At 64.9% G+C, this 17,830-nt stretch carries 17 protein-coding genes and 1 other RNA gene; 10 read left to right on the plus strand and 8 right to left on the minus strand.

The genetic code is table 11. The annotated features are described in order from the left end of the window. Positions 1-183 precede the first annotated feature (183 nt). Positions 184-495: signal recognition particle sRNA (gene ffs, locus AC0QDI_RS06445), an RNA gene on the plus strand. Positions 496-871: 376 nt separating this feature from the next. Beyond that, complete coding sequence (locus AC0QDI_RS06450) at positions 872-1,693, plus strand: LolA family protein (RefSeq protein WP_474666391.1); 822 nt, start codon at positions 872-874, stop codon at positions 1,691-1,693. A 46-nt stretch (positions 1,694-1,739) separates the two neighbouring features. On the opposite strand, the gene AC0QDI_RS06455 is transcribed toward AC0QDI_RS06450, so the two are convergent. The 3 genes from AC0QDI_RS06455 to AC0QDI_RS06465 all read right to left on the minus strand — a co-directional run bounded on the left by AC0QDI_RS06455 (position 1,740) and on the right by AC0QDI_RS06465 (position 3,325). Beyond that, positions 1,740-2,666, minus strand: a complete 927-nt coding sequence (locus tag AC0QDI_RS06455; RefSeq protein WP_474666393.1) for a mechanosensitive ion channel family protein — start codon at positions 2,664-2,666, stop codon at positions 1,740-1,742. Then, positions 2,663-2,911: a YhbY family RNA-binding protein gene (locus tag AC0QDI_RS06460; RefSeq protein ID WP_474666395.1), complete on the minus strand. Its 249-nt coding sequence runs from the start codon at positions 2,909-2,911 to the stop codon at positions 2,663-2,665. Before AC0QDI_RS06460 ends, AC0QDI_RS06455 begins: the two co-directional genes overlap by 4 nt. A 117-nt stretch (positions 2,912-3,028) precedes the next feature. After that, positions 3,029-3,325 carry a ribonuclease P protein component 4 gene (locus AC0QDI_RS06465; RefSeq protein WP_474666397.1) on the minus strand — a complete coding sequence of 99 codons (297 nt, stop codon included), beginning with the start codon at positions 3,323-3,325 and terminating at the stop codon, positions 3,029-3,031. 213 nt (positions 3,326-3,538) lie between these two features. Here AC0QDI_RS06465 and AC0QDI_RS06470 point away from each other — a divergent pair, with 213 nt between their 5' ends. The 3 genes from AC0QDI_RS06470 to AC0QDI_RS06480 all read left to right on the plus strand — a co-directional run bounded on the left by AC0QDI_RS06470 (position 3,539) and on the right by AC0QDI_RS06480 (position 8,129). Next, positions 3,539-5,332, plus strand: a complete 1,794-nt coding sequence (locus AC0QDI_RS06470) for an ABC transporter substrate-binding protein (RefSeq protein ID WP_474666399.1) — start codon at positions 3,539-3,541, stop codon at positions 5,330-5,332. 5 nt (positions 5,333-5,337) lie between these two features. Beyond that, a complete protein-coding gene (locus AC0QDI_RS06475; RefSeq protein WP_474666401.1) occupies positions 5,338-6,210 on the plus strand; it encodes a phosphatase PAP2 family protein in 873 nt (290 codons plus the stop codon). A 140-nt stretch (positions 6,211-6,350) separates the two neighbouring features. After that, positions 6,351-8,129, plus strand: a complete 1,779-nt coding sequence (locus AC0QDI_RS06480) for an ABC transporter substrate-binding protein (RefSeq protein ID WP_474666403.1) — start codon at positions 6,351-6,353, stop codon at positions 8,127-8,129. Positions 8,130-8,219: 90 nt separating this feature from the next. Here AC0QDI_RS06480 and AC0QDI_RS06485 read toward each other — a convergent pair whose 3' ends face one another. Then, positions 8,220-8,624: a hypothetical protein gene (locus tag AC0QDI_RS06485; protein WP_474666405.1), complete on the minus strand. Its 405-nt coding sequence runs from the start codon at positions 8,622-8,624 to the stop codon at positions 8,220-8,222. A gap of 73 nt (positions 8,625-8,697) precedes the next feature. After that, entirely contained in the window at positions 8,698-9,456 is a 759-nt protein-coding gene (locus AC0QDI_RS06490; RefSeq protein ID WP_474666407.1) for a DUF2797 domain-containing protein, read from the minus strand. A 209-nt stretch (positions 9,457-9,665) separates the two neighbouring features. Here AC0QDI_RS06490 and AC0QDI_RS06495 point away from each other — a divergent pair, with 209 nt between their 5' ends. From AC0QDI_RS06495 to AC0QDI_RS06510, 4 genes are all read left to right on the plus strand, one after another. After that, positions 9,666-11,864: an alkaline phosphatase D family protein gene (locus tag AC0QDI_RS06495; RefSeq protein WP_474666409.1), complete on the plus strand. Its 2,199-nt coding sequence runs from the start codon at positions 9,666-9,668 to the stop codon at positions 11,862-11,864. A gap of 75 nt (positions 11,865-11,939) precedes the next feature. Continuing rightward, positions 11,940-12,284, plus strand: coding sequence for a BsuPI-related putative proteinase inhibitor (locus AC0QDI_RS06500; protein ID WP_474666411.1), 345 nt, complete (start codon positions 11,940-11,942; stop codon positions 12,282-12,284). A gap of 182 nt (positions 12,285-12,466) precedes the next feature. Further along, positions 12,467-13,384, plus strand: coding sequence for a CbiX/SirB N-terminal domain-containing protein (locus tag AC0QDI_RS06505; protein WP_474666413.1), 918 nt, complete (start codon positions 12,467-12,469; stop codon positions 13,382-13,384). Between the two features lie 4 nt (positions 13,385-13,388). Next, a complete protein-coding gene (locus AC0QDI_RS06510; protein ID WP_474666415.1) occupies positions 13,389-14,525 on the plus strand; it encodes a DR2241 family protein in 1,137 nt (378 codons plus the stop codon). 129 nt (positions 14,526-14,654) lie between these two features. On the opposite strand, the gene AC0QDI_RS06515 is transcribed toward AC0QDI_RS06510, so the two are convergent. The 3 genes from AC0QDI_RS06515 to AC0QDI_RS06525 all read right to left on the minus strand — a co-directional run bounded on the left by AC0QDI_RS06515 (position 14,655) and on the right by AC0QDI_RS06525 (position 17,059). Then, positions 14,655-15,245, minus strand: a complete 591-nt coding sequence (locus AC0QDI_RS06515; protein ID WP_474666417.1) for a DUF7524 family protein — start codon at positions 15,243-15,245, stop codon at positions 14,655-14,657. 15 nt (positions 15,246-15,260) lie between these two features. Further along, entirely contained in the window at positions 15,261-15,455 is a 195-nt protein-coding gene (locus AC0QDI_RS06520; RefSeq protein ID WP_474666419.1) for a methytransferase partner Trm112, read from the minus strand. A 236-nt stretch (positions 15,456-15,691) separates the two neighbouring features. Next, a complete protein-coding gene (locus AC0QDI_RS06525) occupies positions 15,692-17,059 on the minus strand; it encodes an adenylosuccinate synthase (RefSeq protein ID WP_474666420.1) in 1,368 nt (455 codons plus the stop codon). A 403-nt stretch (positions 17,060-17,462) separates the two neighbouring features. On the opposite strand from AC0QDI_RS06525, the gene AC0QDI_RS06530 reads away from it, so the two are divergent. Then, on the plus strand, positions 17,463-17,768 hold the full coding sequence (locus tag AC0QDI_RS06530) for a hypothetical protein (protein WP_098724040.1): 306 nt from the start codon (positions 17,463-17,465) through the stop codon (positions 17,766-17,768). The last annotated feature ends 62 nt before the right edge of the window (positions 17,769-17,830 follow it).

A 17,830-nucleotide genomic window follows, 5' to 3' on the forward strand; every position in this document is an offset into this window, starting at 1 on the left:
GCCCGGGGATGAACCGCGTTTCGGGCGCCGACGCGCTGGCCCCGAATCCTGTGCGTTTCGCGGCCGCGTTCGCGACGGCCTGACGGAACAGAGGGGGCTGTTCGGCCGCTAGCTTTCCGTCCGATTTCACGCGGCTGGCTGGATGAAAGACGAAAGACCCTTACGTTTCACCCGGCTACTGTGAGATGGACTAGGTCGGGCAGTTTGGCCCTGCTCGTTACCCGCGCTATGGTCATTAGCGGGGACCGAACACCGCGGGCGTCCGGTCAGACCGACCGGGGCCTCGGGAGCCAACAGAGAAGCCTCGTCCGTCGGGGACAGCGGTCTACGATGGCCGTCCGCAGGGACGCCCCATCGTGGTTAGTCGGCGACAGCCCATCAGGCGCGGAAGCGAGCAGTGGACCGCCGGACACCTGTCGCTCGACGGGTTGCGGGGTGGAGAAGGCAACCGAGATTCCCCCGGTCGGAACGCCGGGCAATCGGGGTTGTCCGCATTCATACTAGACGAAATTTTGTTCTGCGCGAGCGGCGGCGCTACGCGCCTCGCTCGCTCGACAAAATTTCGATTAAAAGCACTCCTCCTTCCGTTCCGTTCGCCCTGCTCACTTCACATCAGTCGTCGGCCCGCTCGCTCACCCGGTCTCACGGCCTCCGGCCGTTCGACTTCTCGCGGCGCGTAGCGCCGCGCACGGCTTCGCTCGCGGTCGTACCGGGTAGCCGCCTGCCCTTCCCCGGGTCGCGCGGCTCTCACTGTCGTTCGAACCGCGCTCCCGGCCACTGACTGTGTGATTCAACTCGAGTCACGACGCAGTCTTCTCTCCAGACACAGCAACAGAAACACTTACGGTAATTCTTCTAACTGTGTAAACTAATGACGACCCGTCGATTCGCAGCCGTTCTCGGAGTCATTGTCGTGGGCGTTCTCCTCAGTGGCTGCATCGCATTCGACGCTCCCTCGAGCGGTCCCGACGATCCCGACGATCTCGCCGATTCCGACGGTCCCGATCCGGAAGCGGTGTTCGAGGGCGCGTTCGTCCACGCCGACGATCTCGAGGACGTGCAGGGGAATCGGACGACCGAGGTGACCAACGGGTCGGTGACCGTCACCGAACTCGAACGCGTCCAGAAACGGCCGTACGTCGACGAGCGGACCGAGGTGCTCGAGGCGTCGGACTCCGCCGCGATCGGGAACATCTACGTCTCGAACGCGAGGATGAACTGGTTCTACTTCCCCGACTCGGGAGTGGCTCAGTACTTCGAGCCGGACGAGCCGTTCGACGATGACGCGGTCCGATCGGACCGGGCCGAGATGGCCGCGGAGAAGGTCGACAAGTACGATCTCGAGTATCAAGGCACGGAGCAGATCGCGGGCCGGGACGCATACGTTCTGGATGTCGAAGCAAAAAACGAGACCGTCGAAAGAGGAATTTCGGCGATCGTCGGCGACACGAAGTACGTCTACGCTCTCGAGACGAGCGACCCGAAAGACGACCTGCAGGCCGTCGAACAGACGCTGTGGATCGACACGGAGTACGACTATCCGCTCAAAGAGCGAGTCGTGTTCGAGGAGCCAAACGGCGAGCGCATCGTCATGACCGATCAGTTCGAGTCGGTTTCGTTCAACACCGGTCTCGACGACGAGACGTTCACGTTCGAGCCGCCGGAGAACGCGACCGTTCAGGACATCTCGTAGGTCGATCGGCGGGGAACGGACGGAACGATGGAGAGACTTTGCGCCGCTACTCCGCTGGTTGCACGACGCTCTTGCTGTTCTCGAGGTCGAGTCCGCCCTCGAGCGTGCGGACGGGGTAGGGGATGTCGATCCCCTCCTCGTCGAAGCGACGTTTGACCGCGGTGACGTACTCACCGCGGGTTCGAACGAAGTCGGCACGAGACGGGTTCGAGATCCAGATCCGCGACTGGAGGCCGACGTCGGAGTCGCCCAGTTCGGTCAGGCGAACGGAGGGTTCGGGGTCGTCCATGATGTCGGGGTGGCGTCGGGCCTCGTCGACGATGATTTCGGTCGCCCGCTCGATGTCGTCGTCGTAGCCGATACCGAAGACGAACTTCAGCCGGAGTTTGTCGGCCTCGACGGGGTTTTTGAGCACGCCCTCGGTGAGCGCCGAGTTGGGAACCGTGAGCAGTTCGTTGTCGAACGTCCGGACGCGGGTCACGCGGAGACTGATGTCCTCGACGGTGCCCGAGTAGGTGCCGTCATCCCACTCGATCCAGTCGCCGATGCGGAACGGCTTGTCCGTGTAGATGAACACGCCGGCGACGAAGTTCGAGATAACGTTCTGCATCGCCAGCCCGACGGCGAGCGCGCCGGCCGCCGCGATACCGGCCATCGAGACGAGGAAGTTGCCGAAGCCGGCAAAGCCGAAGGCGACGGCGAGCGCGAGGAATCCGATCCCGAACCGGGTGAGCAATAACAGCGGGTTCTGGGCGTGTTCGTCCAGTTCGCGCCTGTCGAGGGCTCGCCTGACTAGCGGGACGAGCACCAACCGACCGACCACCCAGATCACTGCGAGCGCGACGACGAATCGGATCACTCCCTCGGCCATGCCGGCCTGAGCCTGGGTGAGCCACGCGTCCTCGAGCGCCTTGCCGATCAGCCCGAGGTCCGTATCCCCGTTCTGAAGGGGAAGTACGGAACCGCCGCTCATCGATGCAACACTGCGGTGTGCCCGCGCGTGTCGATGAGGTCCGCGTGAACGCGCTCGGCGAGGTCGGCCGCTTTCTCCTCGGTCGAACTACCGGCGCGGGCTGCCCGCAGGAATTTTACTTTCACGAGATCCCTGTCGGTCAGCTGGTCGTCGAGTTCGTCGACGACGGCATCGATGCCGCTCTTGCCGACCCAGACGGTAACGTCGAGGTCGTGTGCGCGGCGCTTGAGTTCCTGTTGGTCCATACCCGTGAAAGGAAGAGGAGCGGTTTCAATCTTCTCGATTCGGCACGGACAGGCAGCGGAGTGTCCGCGTCGTCGCGATTCGACCGTCAGTCGGTCGTGCCAACCAGCGGTCGCGGTTCAGTTCTCATCGGAGACGCAGTCCTCGTACGGATATCTCGCGTGCGCACCGCAGTCGCAGGTGACGACGACGTGACCGTCCCGTAACCTGACGCGAGCGTTAGCTCCCGGCCGGAGATACGCGTCACACCGGTCGCACGTGAACCGGCGAAACGCGAGGGGCAGCGTGAGCCGGTTTCGCTCCGCGACTCGCCGCGCGAGGCGGACGTAGTAGCGAGCTCGGTCGGCGTCGCCGTCCGCTGCCGCCGCTCGAGCGAGGTCGTGAAGCCGCTCGATTCGTTCACCGGCGACGTCCATACTCGACGTTTCGTCGGTCGACCTATTGATGTTGCGCTCCGAAACCGGCGTCAGATCGCGGACAGCTACCCCAGTGTGCCGGTAACTTATCACACGACTACGCGTCCGAGGAGGATCTACTCTCGAGTAGAAAGATTCTTTACGGTGACACGTCTTCAGTCGTAGTACGCAATATTGTTATATATCACATGATAGGAGGTGCTACATAACGCTATGAATTGGAACCCCACCCTCCCCGACGACGGTCTCAGCAGGCGGTCGTTCCTGGCAGCCGGCGCAACGGGGGCTGCAATTACGACGAGCGGCTGTATGAACAGCGTGCGAAGCGTGGTCGGTCAGGCCGGTGATAATCAGCTATCGCTCTCTATTGCGACGGTCCCGGCGGAAGCCGACAAGCAGAGTATCCAGATCGCTCGCCGTCTCGAGAGCAACCTCAAGAAGGCGGGCATGGCGGTCACACTGGACGTCCGCTCGCAATCGGAAATGCTGAAAGCGGTCCTGATCGATCACGACTTCGATATCTACGTCGGTCTCCACCCCGCCGATTACGATCCGGACTTCCTCTACGAAACGCTTCACTCGACGTACGCGAACGAAGCCGGCTGGCAAAACCCCTTCGGACTCACCAATATCGCGTTCGACACGCTACTGGAGCGACAGCGTCGCTCCGAGGGCGATGAGCGGAAGCGAGACGTTCAATCGGTCCTGAAAGCGCTGGCACAGGCGAAACCGTTTGATCCGATCTGTATACCCGACGAGTATCGCCTCGCTAGGGCTGGTCGGTTCGACGGCTGGAACGAAGCCGATCTCACGACCCGCCACGGCTATCTCGGTCTCGAGCCAGCGGACGGCGTCGATCAGCTTCACGCGCTCAGAACCGACGCTCGCGCGACGAGCAACCTCAATCCGCTCTCGGCGACGATGCGCGAGCGAAACACGACTATCGACCTGCTCTTCGATTCGCTGGCGACGGTCAACAACGGCGAGATAGAGCCGTGGCTGGCCACATCCTGGGACTGGACGGAACCGGATGCCAGCGAGCAGGAGTCTGCACTGACTGCGACGGTCACCCTTCACGAAGACTGTCAGTTCCACGACGGCGAGCCACTGACCGCCGAGGACGTCGCCTTTACCTATCGGTTCCTCGAAGACACGTCGCTCGGACGGGCACCCTCGTCGCCGGCACCGCGGTATCAGGGCCACGTCGACGTGATCGACGAGATCTCCGTCGACGATGACGCCGTCGACGGCGAGTACGAGTTGCTGTTCACGTTCAAGGGCAGCCGAGAGGTCGCTGAGCGGGCGTTTACCGTCCCGATCCTGCCGAAACACTACTGGCACGATCTGGTAGACGGACGGGCTGCCGACGGCGAGTTCACCGCACCGCAAGGCCGGTGGATCGCCGTCACGGGGGACCACATCCCGCCGGTCGGAAGCGGCCCGTTCCAGTTCGACAGTCGAACCCAAGACGAGCAACTCCGCCTCACCAGATACGAGGACCACTTTACGCTCCGTGAGGACGTCGATCTCCCCGGACCGACCGTCGACGAGCTCCGATTCGATATCGCCCCCAGCAGCGCGTCAGCGATCAGCCAGGTTGCCGACGGAAATGCGGACGTGACGGCCTCGATGCTCTCCGCATACACGTTGGACGCGCTTCCCGACTCTTCGGACGTTGAACAGTTGAAATCCACCTCGAGAACCTTCTACCATATCGGATTCAACGTCCGCAACGCACCCTTCAGCAACACGCACTTCCGACGCGCGGTTTCGCAATTGATCGACAAGGAAGCGATCGTCGAGGACGTGTTCTACGGACACGCGACTCCCGTTGCAACGCCGGTCACCGACAAGTGGATTCCCGAGAGCCTCGAGTGGAACGGCAAAGACCCCGTTCTGCCGTTCATCGGGTCGGACGGAGAACTCAACGCCGAAGCGGCGAAAGCGACGTTCGAGAGCGCCGGCTTCCGGTACGATGATAACGGTCGGTTGCTTGGGGGCTACTAGGTGCGATGCTCGCCGAGGTGCTGACTCAAGTCGTCGTTGTAATCGCGATTCTGGTGCCGGTGTCGATCATCGTCTTCATCGGCCGTGAGCGCCTCGCTCGAACGCGCTCGGAGTGGCGGACTCGGCTCAAGACGTCTGCTCCCGTGATCGCCGTGTTGATCGTCGTCTTACTGATCAACCGCGTCGCCCGACAGACCGCACCGAAGCTCTCGCGACAGATCGGGATCCGCCTGACGTCGGCGTTTTACAACATCGAAGGGGAGTTTATCCTGATCTTTCAGACGATTCAGACTCCGGAGGTGTCGGCGTACTTCTCGTCGGTCTACGTCTACGGCTACACGTTCTTACTGATCTTCCCGGTTATCGCCTACTTTACCCTCTCCGATACCCGGGTCTTCCGCCGGCTGTTGACGGCTTACGCGCTCAACTACGCGATCGGTCTCGTCCTGTATATCTTCGTGATCGCGTACGGACCCCGGAACCTAATGCCCGCCGACCTCATGGAGCGGATGTTGTACAACACGAACCCGGAGTACCAGTATCTCACCCGCGAGGTCAACGCCAGCACGAACGTCTTCCCGTCGCTTCATACCTCGCTTTCGGCGACCGTCGCGGCGTTCGCGTGGGAAACGCGGTCCGCGTTTCCGAAGTGGCTCCCCATCGCGGTCGTGCTGGCGGCGAGCGTCGCGATTTCGACGATGTACCTCGGAATCCACTGGGGAATCGACGTCACTGCGGGATTGCTGCTCGCCGCCCTTTGTGTCACCCTCTCCCATCGGCTCGTCGGTCGCTGGTCACTCGAGGAGCTAACTGAGAAGTACGGCGACCGGTTCCCTTGGCTGCAGGAGCGACTCCCTTCGAGTCAGGAACAGGAGTGAACGCGGCGAGTACGGTCCGACAGCGCCGACGAGATTCCCACAGCCGATCCACTCCGGTCGAGCGCCGTCAGCGACATCTCATACCCACGGGGAACATAATACTGTTATATCGTGCCGGGTAATGATAAGAGACGACCGAAATGAACGGACGACGAGAGGGCCCGACGCCCGACAGCCGCGACACTGACGGCACATCCATCAGCCGTCGGGCCGCGCTCGCTGCGACCGCCGGTCTGACGGTCTCGACCAGCGGCTGTCTGCAGCGCCTTCGGAATCTCGTAACCCGGGACAACATCGACCAGCTCTCGCTGACGATCACCACCCTCCCCGCCGAAAGCGACAGAGCGTGCGTCAGGATCGCGAACGAACTGGAACAGTCGTTCACGGCCGCCGGAATCGACGTCTCCTTGGACGTCCGTTCGGGCATCGACTTCCACCGGACGGTACTGTACGACCACGATTTCGATATCTGTATCAGTCGCCACCCCGGCGGAACCGATCCCGACTACCTCTACCAGGCGTTGTACTCTCGTTACGCCGAGGAATCGGGCTGGCAAAACCCGTTCGGCTACACCAACCTGGCCGTCGACGACCTCCTCGAGAAGCAACGCAACGCCGAGGGCGATGAGCGACGCGACGCCGTCACGAGCGCACTCGAGGCGATCGCGGTCGAGCAGCCGTTCGTTCCGATCTGCGTTCCCGAAGAACACCGGGCCGTCAGAACGGATCGATTCGCCGGCTGGAGCGAGGACCACCTCGCGACCCGTCGCGGCTATCTCGGTCTCGAGCCGTCGGCGGGCGTCGAAACGCTCCGCGCTACCCACACGGATGCCAGACCGACGGAAAACCTCAATCCGCTCGCGGTCGACTATCGCGGTCGCGGAACGATTACCGAGTTGCTCTACGACTCGCTGGCGACGGACGATCCCACTGGTACCGTCCGCCCGTGGCTCGCAAAATCGTGGGAGTGGGACGGGTCGACGATCGATATCCGACTGCGAGACGGGTGCGAGTTCCACGACGGCACGTCGGTAACCGCCGCCGACGTCGAGTTCACGTACGAGTTTCTCAAAGACATGTCCCTGGCGGACGGAGATATCGACTCTCCAGCCCCCCGGTTTCGCGGCCAGGTCGACTCCGTCGAGACGGTCGACGCCTGGAGCCGCAATCACGTCGAGATTACGGTCGGGACGAATCGAGCGGTCGGCGAACGCGCCCTTCTCGTTCCGATACTCCCCGAACACGTCTGGCGAGACCGGACAGCCGAGGCCAGAGGACCGGGCGCCGTCAGCATCGCTCAGGGGACCACGAAGGCGGTCGTGACGAACAATATGGAACCGATCGGAAGCGGCCCGTTCCGATTCGTGGACCGAACCGAAGGCGAACGACTCACGTTCGAGCGGTTCGATTCCCACTTCACGCTCGGTCGCGGCGTCGATCTGCCGTCACCGACCGTCGACGAGTTCTCGGTCGGAATCGCCCCGAGCAGTAAAACGGCGGTTCAGGCCGTCGAGAACGACGACGCCGACATCACGCTGTCGGCGCTCGAGACGAACGTCGTCGACGGCATCAGCAGATCCGACGGTGCCCAGTTGGTCGAGTCGCCCTCGTGGACGTTCTACTTCCTCGGCTTCAACGCGCGGAACACACCGTTTAGCAACCCGCGGTTCCGGCGCGTCCTCGCGCAGTTGGTCGACAAGGAGTGGCTGGTCGAGGAGGTGTTCCACGGAAACGCGCGACCCGTGGCGACGCCGGTCACCGACGAGTGGGTTCCCGAGAGTCTCGACTGGCACGGGAGCGACCCCGAAACGCCGTTCCTGGGGACCGATGGGGAGGTAAACACCAACGCGGTCCAACTGGCGTTCGAAGACGCTGGCTTCCGATACGACGAGCAGGGCCGACTCCGCGTCAGGCAGTGATCGGCGTCGGGTTCGGGCGGTGCGGGCGCGGCGGGCGCGGTTCTCGCGTGGCTCATCGACCGGAGAAGCGTCGAAAACGAGACGGTGACGTTATCGATCCTCGAGCGCGTCGGCGATGCGCTTGAGTGCGCGCGTCTGATCGCGTAGTTCGTCCCGCATCTGTCGGACTTCACGGACGAGTTCTTCGTTGCTCTCGTCTTGCCCGCCGGCACCGGGACCGCCCGGACCTGCGCCCGGACCGCCCGGGCCGGCACCGGGGCCGCCACCGCCGCCCATCATGCCGCCCATCATCTGGGCGAACGGATTGCCGCCGCCCATACCGCCGGGGCCGCCCGGACCGCCACCGCCGCCGAACGGGCTCTCGGGAGCTTCGCCCTCGCCCTCGCCCTCCTCGGCTCGCTTTTCGCGGATCTCCTCGACTCGCTCGCGGAAGGATTTCTCCTCGCTATTCTCGCCAGCGTCCTCTCCGTCCGGGGAATCGTTTTCGTCCGTCATACCAATCGGTTCTGGAGCGGCGGGGAAAAGGGTTGCCATGTCTTTGATACGCACGACGGACCGAACGTGATAGCTACCCGAACGATCCCAGCGACGATTGCAGATCGCGATTCGACGAGCCCTCCTCGAGGTCGTGCCCTACCAGATCGCGCATGTCCACGGCGTAGGTCGTCCCGCCGTTTGCGAGCACGACTACCCGCCCTTTCACGCCTACCACGGTCCCCGAAGCGATCGTCTCGCGAACCGGGCGGGCCTCGAGGTCGATCCCGTAGTCGAAATCGAACCGCTCGAGGACGTCGAACTCTACCAGCACGTTCGCCCACGCCGCTTCGTCGACCGTTGCGGCTAGCGAAGCGATCTTCGCCGGCGTCCGGACCCGATCGACCAGCCGCTCGGCGATCTCGGCCTCGATCTCGCGGGCGATCCGGCCGTTCGAGACGGTGTGGACGTGGGCCGCGCGGTCGGCTCCCTGCTCGCGCAGCCGAGTCTCGAGTCGCCGGCGTTTGGTGACGCCGACCTTGAACGTGTCGGGGGCGAAGGCCGCGATGTAGACCGCGTGCTCCTCGTAACAGTCCATTTCGTCTTTCAGGCAGGTGCCGGTACAGCGGGCGCAGACCCACGTGCTCGTGTGGTACTCGCAGTAGGGGGCCGACGGCCGATCGCAGGCGACGTGCGCGCCGTCTTCGTCGATCGTCCCGGCGCAGTGGCGCTCCCCGAGTGAGTACGCGAGATCCGCGCCGGCCTCGAGCGGCCGGCGGTCGATCTCCCCGGCGGCGTCGCTCACCAGCAGCGACGAGCCGTTCCCGCTCGAGCGGTAGCCGACCAGTTGCACGGGTTCGCGTTGGAACCGGGCGTAAATAGGCGTAGCGCTCCGCGCCGAAAGCGTTCACTCGGTTCTGGTCGGCAGGGATCGGGTTCCCGCGACTACGACCGCGTACATACCGGTATGGCTGAGAATAAATTCGCCTCGGGTTACAATATTTCAATTTATACAAAATATATAAGATATTGTGCCGGTCCGGGGGAGAATCGCCCGCAGTCATGGCAGGCACGCACTCCAACGGACGAGACGATTCGGCGACGAACAACCGGCGTGGATTTCTCCAGACGATCGGGCTGGCCGCAGCGTCGACCGGCCTCGTCGGGACCGCAGCGGCGGACGCGGGGGCGGACCGGGCGAATGACGGGAGCGGTGACGAAGGCGACGGTCCCCTCATCGAACTCACGCACGGCGTCGCCGCGGGCGACGTTACCGCGACGACGGCGACGGTCTGGGCACGTTCGGAACGCGATGCGACGATACACGTCGCGTACAGTCACGACCGAGCGTTCGACAGCGTCGGCTACGATCGGACGACGGTCGACGGCGGGACCGATTACACCGGCCACGTCCGGCTCGAGGGGCTCGAGTCCGGCACCGAGTATCGCTACCACGTCTGGGCCACGACGACGGAGACGACGTATCGACCGCTGCGCGACCGAGACGACGATGCGGGTGCTCGAGGACGAGGCCGAAGCGGAGGGGACGGCTCGAAGCGAGCCGGTCGAAGCGGACGCGGGCGGCGGGAAAAACCGGGAGGCGGCGGCCGAAACGGTGCGGGGGCGACCGGCGACGCGATTCCCGATGCGGTCGAAAGCGGGACGTTCGTGACGGCACCGGCCCCCGACGACGAGGCGAGCGTCAGCTTCGCATGGAGCGGCGACACGTGGGGCTACGGGGACGACCCGATCGAGCCGCCCTTTCCCGGACTGCTGTCGATCGCCGAGCGAGAGCCGGACTTCTTCCTCTATCACGGCGACACGATCTACGCCGACGCGCAGACGCCGGCCGGGAAGATCACCGAGGACACCCCGATCGACGAGGCGCTCGAGATCTACCGGGACAAGTACAAGGAGATGCGCGATCCGCCAGCAGAGATCGCGGAGCGGACGAATCTGCGGGAGCTGCTCGAGACGACGTCGGTGTACACCGTCTGGGACGATCACGAGGTCATCAACAACTTCGCGGGGCCGATCGAGCCGCTGATGCCCGAGGGACGGCGAGCCTTCCGCGAGTACTGGCCGCTCGACCGAGACGACGACGCCGAACCCGGCGAGTCCAACCGGTTCTACGATTCCTTCCGCTGGGGGAAACACGTCGAACTGTTCGTCATCGACACCCGCCAGTACCGCGACCCGAACGTCGACCTCGACTCGAAGACCCTGCTGGGTCGCGAGCAACTCGAGTGGCTGAAGGGAGCCCTCGCCGACTCCGACGCGACGTGGAAGCTCCTCGCTTCGCCGGCCCCGCTGGGGTATCCGTCGGACTCGTGGGCGACGCCGGCCGATCGAACCGGTTACGAGGCGGAGTTGCTCGAGGTCGTCGAACACGTTCAGACCGAGCCGATATCGAACCTGGTCGTCGTCGCGGGCGACGTTCACAAGTCGGTCGTGGGCGCGTTCGATCCGGACGACGACGGCGAGTTCGAATTCGTCGAGGCCATCGCGGGGCCGCTGGGTGCGCCGGCCGGCGAACCGGACGATCTCTATCCCGCACTCAATCCGACGGAGTTCTTCGCCAAGGGCGAGTACGCCAACTTCGGCACCGTCGACGTCGACGAGTCGGGCGAAACCCTGACGATCGGGATCTACGACGAACGCGGGACCGAGCAGTTCACGAAGACGATTCGCACGGACGATATCGACGCCGAAGCCGATCCGGCGTCGGCAGACCGCATCGAGAGCACGTTCGACGGAGACGCCGACGGCTGGCTCATCTCGCAAAACGGCGGGAGCAATCGTCCCGTTTACCGAGACGGCGGCGGGAATCCCGGCGGCCACGTCAGCGACGAAGAGAACCAGGGGGGCGTCGCCTGGTACTATCAGGCCCCGTTCAAATTCCTGGGCGACCGGGAAGCGTTCTACGGCGGGACCCTCTCCTTCGATCTCCGACAGGCTCCGACCGACCGACAGTTCGACGCCGAACCGGTCGAAGGCGGGGACATCCTGCTCGCGAGCGGCGACGCGAAACTGGTCTACGAGTTCCGCGGAGCTGACAGCAATCCGGGGGAGGAGTGGACGGCGTTCGAAGCGCCGCTCTCGGCCGAGGCCACCTGGATCGATCTGACCAGTCAGGAGCCGATCGCGACCGAGGAGCGCTTCCGCGAGGTCCTCGCGGATCTCGAAACCATTCGGATCCGCGGGGAGTACCGATCGGGCGACGACACGAGCTACCTCGACAACGTCGTCCTCTCGAAGTAGCACGGTTCAGCGCCCGCCATTTTTCGACAGCGAGGGCCGGCCAAGACCTATCCGCGGCGATCCCCAAGATCGGCCATGAGCCTCGAGGGAACGCTCGAGACGGCCGGTGGCGACGCGCGCGACGTCGTGTTGTTCGTGTTCACCGTCACCAACGCCAGCGACGAGACGGTCGAACTCGAGTTTACGGACGCGTGTCCGGCGGAGTTCGTGCTCGCGGCGGACGGAGCGGAAGTCTGGCGGTTCACCGACGGACGGGTGTTCGCGCAGGTGCTCAGCTCGGACACCCTCGCTCCCGGCGAGTCGGCGACCTACGAGGCGGAGTGGTCCGCTCCCGAACCGGGCGAGTACGCCGCACTCGCGGAGCTGCGAGCGACCGGCGAATCCTGCGAGGCACGAACCGACGTTTCGGTGCCGTCGTGACACTCGCCGTTTCGGTACCGTGGTGAGAGCCGTCGTTTCGGTGCCGTGGTGAGAGCCGTCGTTTCGGTGCCGTGGTGAGAGCCGTCGTTTGTGGGGTCGAACCGGTCCAAACGCCGTCATCGGAGCCGGCGACGCGGACCGGCAGCGAAGTCCCTATACCGTTTCCCTCCTAAGCGCCGGCCATGCAAGCGCTGGTCATCGCGGCACACGGATCGCATCTGAATCCGGACGCCTCGGATCCGACCTACGCCCACGCGGACACGATCCGCGAGACGGGCGCGTTCGACGAGGTCCGCGAGGCGTTCTGGAAGGAGGAGCCCCACTTCCGCGAGGTGATCCGCACCCTCGAGTCCGACGAGGTGTTCGTCGTCCCGCTGTTCATCAGCGAGGGCTACTTCACCGAGCAAATCATCCCGCGAGAACTGCGCCTCGAGGAGTGGGATCCCGACAGGTGGGAGTCGGACGGCACCAGCGCATCGCAGGCCACGCTCGAGGCCGAGGACGTCGGAAAGACGATCCACTACTGCGGTCCGGTCGGTACGCACGACGCGATGACGGACGTGATCGTCCAGCGGGCCGAAACCGCGACCGAGAATCCGGACGTGGGGGAGGGCTTTGGTCTCTCGGTCGTCGGCCACGGCACCGATCGCAACGAGAACTCAGCGAAGGCCATCGAGTACCACAGCGACCGAATCGCCGAACGAGACCGCTTCGACGAGGTGAAAGCGTTGTTCATGGACGAGGAGCCGGAGGTCGACGACGTGACGGACTACTTCGAGAGCGACGACATCGTCGTCGTCCCCCTCTTCATCGCCGACGGCTACCACACCCAGGAGGACATCCCCGAGGACATGGGCTTGACCGAGGACTATCGACTCGGCTGGGACGTACCGAGCGAGGTCGACGGCCACCGGATCTGGTACACCGGCGCCGTCGGCACCGAGGACCTGCTGGCCGACGTCCTCCTCGAGCGGGCGGCCGACGCCGGAGCCGACATCGGCGACGCGCGCGAGGCGGTCCGCGAACTCGCCGCGTCGGTCGCCGAAACCGGGGCCGATTCCGGTCCCGAACCGAACGCCGGAGCGGGCGCGGGGGATTAGACGCGTGACGGTGGCGACGGACGACCTCGAGGCGCTGCTCGAACACGCATCGTCGGGCGTGGCGTTCGACGACCTGCGCGTCGGCCGAGCGGCCGATGGATACAGCCTCGAGACGTCGGAAAACGGGTGGGCCGGCCTCGACGAAGCCGAGTTTCGACGCGCCCTCGAATCAAGCGACGAGTACGTCACGAACTGGCGCTACTGGCAGGAGACGGTCGGCGGGGAGGGGACCGCGCGACGCGCCTTCCTCCGGTGGTGCGAACGAGCGCCGCTCGCTGACGCCGAGGACGCCGAGGGTTCGAAAGCCCCGGTCGACGCGCCCCTCGCCGTCCCCGAACGGTACGACGCGCTGCGAGACGGTGTCGACCGCGAGTGGGGTCAGCTGTCCATCACGTCCCGTTTCGTCGATATCGACGACCCCGACGGCGAGCGCGTCTACGACCTGTGGCACGTCGACGACGCCGACAGCGATCTCGCCGACCTCGAGATCTACGACGAGCCACGAGACGCGCGGGAGATAGCGACGCACGACGATGACGGCCGCTATCGGCCGCTGAAGACCGCACCGACGCTCCCCGCCGGCTGGGCCTTCACCGGTCTCTCGGGCGACGAGCTCGTCGACGCGGTCGGGTTCTTCTATCCGGCGACGATCGCCAACTGGCACCGGGAACGGCAGGGGGCCCTCGACGTCGACCACTGGCTCGAGACCGCCGAGCGACAGACCGGGATCTACGACGTGATCGACGAACTCCCCCGCGAGGCCGTCGAGTGGATGACAGAGGCCTGCTGCGTCGATTCCCAGTGTCTCCGTCGGCGGGAATGGGAGTACGAGGACGGCGACGAACTGGACGCCGACGGCGGCGACGGCCCGTTCCCCTGTCGCGAGCCCTGCTCGCTCGTGATCGCCGCCGCTCGCAAGTGGGCCGTCCTCGAGTCCGAGGAGGAACGCACCTACGAACTCGAGTTGACGACCAGCGAACGCAACCAGCTCGAGGAACTGATCGACGCCGTCGCTGAGGGGCGAGTCGACGAGATCCGCGAGGCCGACGTCAACGACGGTGCGAACCGCTACCGGGCGCGATACCTCCGGGCCAAGCGATTCGGCGAGGACGGACTCGAGGCGACGTCGGTCGACGAGTGAATCGGACGTCGAGCCGTCCCTCGTATGCCGGGTCGCGGCTCGGACTCGAGGCCGCGGCCCAGCGTCCCTCGTATTTCGAGCCGTCGGCTGAACTCGTACTGATACCTCGCACCGCCGAGCCGCTCCGTTCTACTGAACCAACAGGAACAGCGCGACGGCAAACCCGACGACGACGATCGCGAGCCCCGCTGTGACGACCGAACTGCCGATCGACGCCGCCGTCAGCGCGGCGATCCCGACCGCGACGACCCCGAGCGCCAGCACCGCCAGCGTTCCCGGCTCGAGCCCGGCGATATCGGTGACCCGGTCGACCGCGCGCTCGAGCGTCGTCGGCTCGGGCTCCGAGCGGGCGGGTTCGGCGAGGGACTCGTCGACGTCGACGTCCGGCGGTCCGGGGACGACGGTGACGGCGATCGAGATCGACTCGGAGCCGTAGCCCGTCAGTACTTCGAGGTGGCCGTCCACGGGGCGATCGACCGCGTCGGCGTTGACGGCGATCGGAACGGTCGTGACGCCGTCCGGTTCGACGAAGTGGTTCGTTTCCTCGAGCGATGCGATCCGTTCGAGGTCACCCGCGAGGCGACAGTGGACGTGCGCGGGAGACTCGTGACCCGACAGCGAGAGGAGAAACGAGCCGTCGGTCTCGAGCGAGGTGCTCGACGGCTCGAGCGCCTCGGCGGACCCGCGGTTGACGTGGACGGTGACCGCTGGTGGTGACACGGTAAATCTGTCCGGTCAGGCCGGCGTTTCCTCGCGCATGTCCGGCGGCAGCAGGTTCGGAATGCCGTCTTCGATGGGGTACTCCTCGCCGCACTCGGAACAGACGAGGGAGCCGGCGATGACTTCCTCGTCGTCGTACTCGGCGTCTTCGAGCTCCAGGTCGTGTTTATCGAGCGGACAGCAGAGAATGTCCAGCAACGACTCCTTCATACTACGTAGGCTCGTCGCATCCAGCAAAAGGTTTCGGGAACGTCGCTCGCGAGCGGCCGATCGATCGGGCGGTGGCGGGTGTAGTGGCAAATCGAGCGTTTTGCTCGCAGCGCGAGCGTGGAACCGACGGTACGATAGCGGCCACTGAACGTCACTGCACACCAGACCGCATAACGGCGATGCGATCGGTGTGGAAATCGTTTCAGTGGCTACCGTCGAAGAAACCGGCCGTCGCGCTACTCGTACGGGTTCTCGACGACGATGGTCTCCTCGCGGCCGGGACCGACGCCGACGGCGTAGACCGGCGTGTCGAGTTCGTCGGCGATGTACTCGAGGTAGGTTCGCGCGTTCTCGGGGATGGCCTCGTAGCCCTCGGCGGCGACCGCGGCCCAGTCGACTTCGGGCCAGCCGTCGAACGATTCGAACGTGGCCTCACAGCGCCCCCACTGCTCGGTCGTCGAGGGCATGGTGAAGGTTTCCTCGCCGGTGTCGAACTCGTAGCTGTGGCCGACCTTCACTTCGTCCAGTCCGGCGAGCACGTCGATGTGGTTGACCGCGAGCCCGGTAAAGCCGTTCGTCCGGGCCGCGTGGCGAAGCATCGGCATGTCGAGCCAGCCGACGCGGCGCGGGCGGCCGGTGACGGTGCCGTACTCCCCACCTTCGTCGCGGATGTAGGTCGCGAGTTCCTCGTCGTCGTCGCTGGCGGGTCGGTCGGAATCGTATCCGGGCGTCTGATCCTCGACGCCGCCGAGTTCGGTCGGCAGCGGGCCGGTCCCGACTCGAGAGAGGTAGGCCTTGACGATGCCGATGACCTCGCCGTCGCCGACGACGGTCGGGCCCAGGCCGGTTCCGACGGTCGCGCCGCCCGCGGTCGGGTTCGAGGAGGTGACGTAGGGGTAGACCCCGTGGTCGATATCGAGGGAGGTTCCCTGCGCGCCCTCGAGCATGACGTTCTCGCCGGCGTCGATCCGCTCTTGCAGGAAGGTGCCGCAGTCGACGGTCATGTTCTCGTCGGCGAGGCGCTCGCCGTACTCGCGGTAGGTTTCGTAGAGGTGGTCGATGTCGAACTCCTCGCCGGTCTCCTTGTCGAAGACCTCCTCCGCGAGGGCTTTCTTCTGGGGGACGACGTACTCGAGGCGCTCGCGGAGCACGTCGGGGTCGAGCAGGTCGCCGACGCGGACGCCGCGGCGGCCGGCCTTGTCCTCGTAGGTCGGGCCGATACCGCGTTTGGTCGTCCCGGCGGCGAGGTCCTCCTTCTCCGCTTCCTCGATGCCGTCGAGCGCGCGGTGATACGGGAGGATGACGTGGGCGCGCTCGGCGACCCGGACGTCGGGCTCGAGGCCGCGCTCTCGCAGCGTGTCGATCTCGTCGAACAGCGTCTCGGGGTTGACGACGCAGCCGTTGCCGAGGACGCCGATCTTCCCGCGGACGGCCCCCGACGGCACGAGCGACAGTTTATACTTCGTTCCGTCGTGAACGACGGTGTGGCCAGCGTTGTCGCCGCCCTGATACCGGGCGACGACGTCGGCGGCGTCGCCGTAGAGGTCGACGACTCCACCTTTGCCTTCGTCGCCGAGTTGCGACCCGACGATAGTGACGGTCATAACAGCGGCGGGTTCTTGCCGGGCCGATAAACAGATTACGGTATGCGGGTGGCTCTAGCGAGGGCCGCGAATCCGTCACTCGTGCGACGGCGTCCGCACAAACGCGCTTCCCTGTCGGTTTCGGGGCTGTGACTCGAGGCCCGATCGGAAGCGACTGATTCGGGAGACTCGCTCGCGAGTCCCTCCGACCCCGACCGTCGTGTGTCGTAGTCGCTGAACGTCGCTGCGTACCTGATCGCACGACGGGATGAGACCAGCGTGAAAATCGCTTCAGTGACCGGGAGAGTTCATTGACGTCACCGGAAGCGTTAACTACTCACAGGAACGAACACCTAGTTGAGAGTGGACGTTCCAGTTCTCGAGGGGAACTTTTAAAAGGTCCAAAGACAAGTTAACAAATGCCATGATAGACCGACTTGAGAAGGAAGTCGATATGTTGGAACGTCATCTGCAGGTCCTGAAGATGGTTATCGAGAACGAACCGATCGGGATCGTCAAGATGTCGAACGAGACGGGATACCCCCACCACAAGGTCCGCTACTCGCTTCGAGTCCTCGAGGAGGAGAACCTCATCGAGCCCTCCAGTCAGGGAGCGATCAAGACCGAGCGCACCGTCGAATTCGTCGACGAACTCGACGGCAAACTCGACGAAATCGTCGAGAAGCTCGACGGCATGAAGATCGAAGACGTCGCGGAGATCGAAGGCTAGTCTCGCGTCCGATTCGGACGCCGTCGCCCGACCCCGCAGTCACCAGGCGGTGCGTCGCCGAC

It is taken from the genome of Natrinema sp. LJW11 (genome assembly GCF_056135975.1).

What these genes read in the sequence shown, in the direction of transcription:
- AC0QDI_RS06450 (WP_474666391.1), top strand. Translation starts at nt 872, where the DNA reads ATGACGACCCGTCGATTCGCAGCCGTTCTCGGAGTCATTGTCGTGGGC.
- AC0QDI_RS06455 (WP_474666393.1), bottom strand. Translation starts at nt 2,666, where the DNA reads ATGAGCGGCGGTTCCGTACTTCCCCTTCAGAACGGGGATACGGACCTC.
- AC0QDI_RS06460 (WP_474666395.1), bottom strand. Translation starts at nt 2,911, where the DNA reads ATGGACCAACAGGAACTCAAGCGCCGCGCACACGACCTCGACGTTACC.
- AC0QDI_RS06465 (WP_474666397.1), bottom strand. Translation starts at nt 3,325, where the DNA reads ATGGACGTCGCCGGTGAACGAATCGAGCGGCTTCACGACCTCGCTCGA.
- AC0QDI_RS06470 (WP_474666399.1), top strand. Translation starts at nt 3,539, where the DNA reads ATGAATTGGAACCCCACCCTCCCCGACGACGGTCTCAGCAGGCGGTCG.
- AC0QDI_RS06475 (WP_474666401.1), top strand. Translation starts at nt 5,338, where the DNA reads ATGCTCGCCGAGGTGCTGACTCAAGTCGTCGTTGTAATCGCGATTCTG.
- AC0QDI_RS06480 (WP_474666403.1), top strand. Translation starts at nt 6,351, where the DNA reads ATGAACGGACGACGAGAGGGCCCGACGCCCGACAGCCGCGACACTGAC.
- AC0QDI_RS06485 (WP_474666405.1), bottom strand. Translation starts at nt 8,624, where the DNA reads ATGACGGACGAAAACGATTCCCCGGACGGAGAGGACGCTGGCGAGAAT.
- AC0QDI_RS06495 (WP_474666409.1), top strand. Translation starts at nt 9,666, where the DNA reads ATGGCAGGCACGCACTCCAACGGACGAGACGATTCGGCGACGAACAAC.
- AC0QDI_RS06500 (WP_474666411.1), top strand. Translation starts at nt 11,940, where the DNA reads ATGAGCCTCGAGGGAACGCTCGAGACGGCCGGTGGCGACGCGCGCGAC.
- AC0QDI_RS06505 (WP_474666413.1), top strand. Translation starts at nt 12,467, where the DNA reads ATGCAAGCGCTGGTCATCGCGGCACACGGATCGCATCTGAATCCGGAC.
- AC0QDI_RS06520 (WP_474666419.1), bottom strand. Translation starts at nt 15,455, where the DNA reads ATGAAGGAGTCGTTGCTGGACATTCTCTGCTGTCCGCTCGATAAACAC.
- AC0QDI_RS06525 (WP_474666420.1), bottom strand. Translation starts at nt 17,059, where the DNA reads ATGACCGTCACTATCGTCGGGTCGCAACTCGGCGACGAAGGCAAAGGT.
- AC0QDI_RS06530 (WP_098724040.1), top strand. Translation starts at nt 17,463, where the DNA reads ATGATAGACCGACTTGAGAAGGAAGTCGATATGTTGGAACGTCATCTG.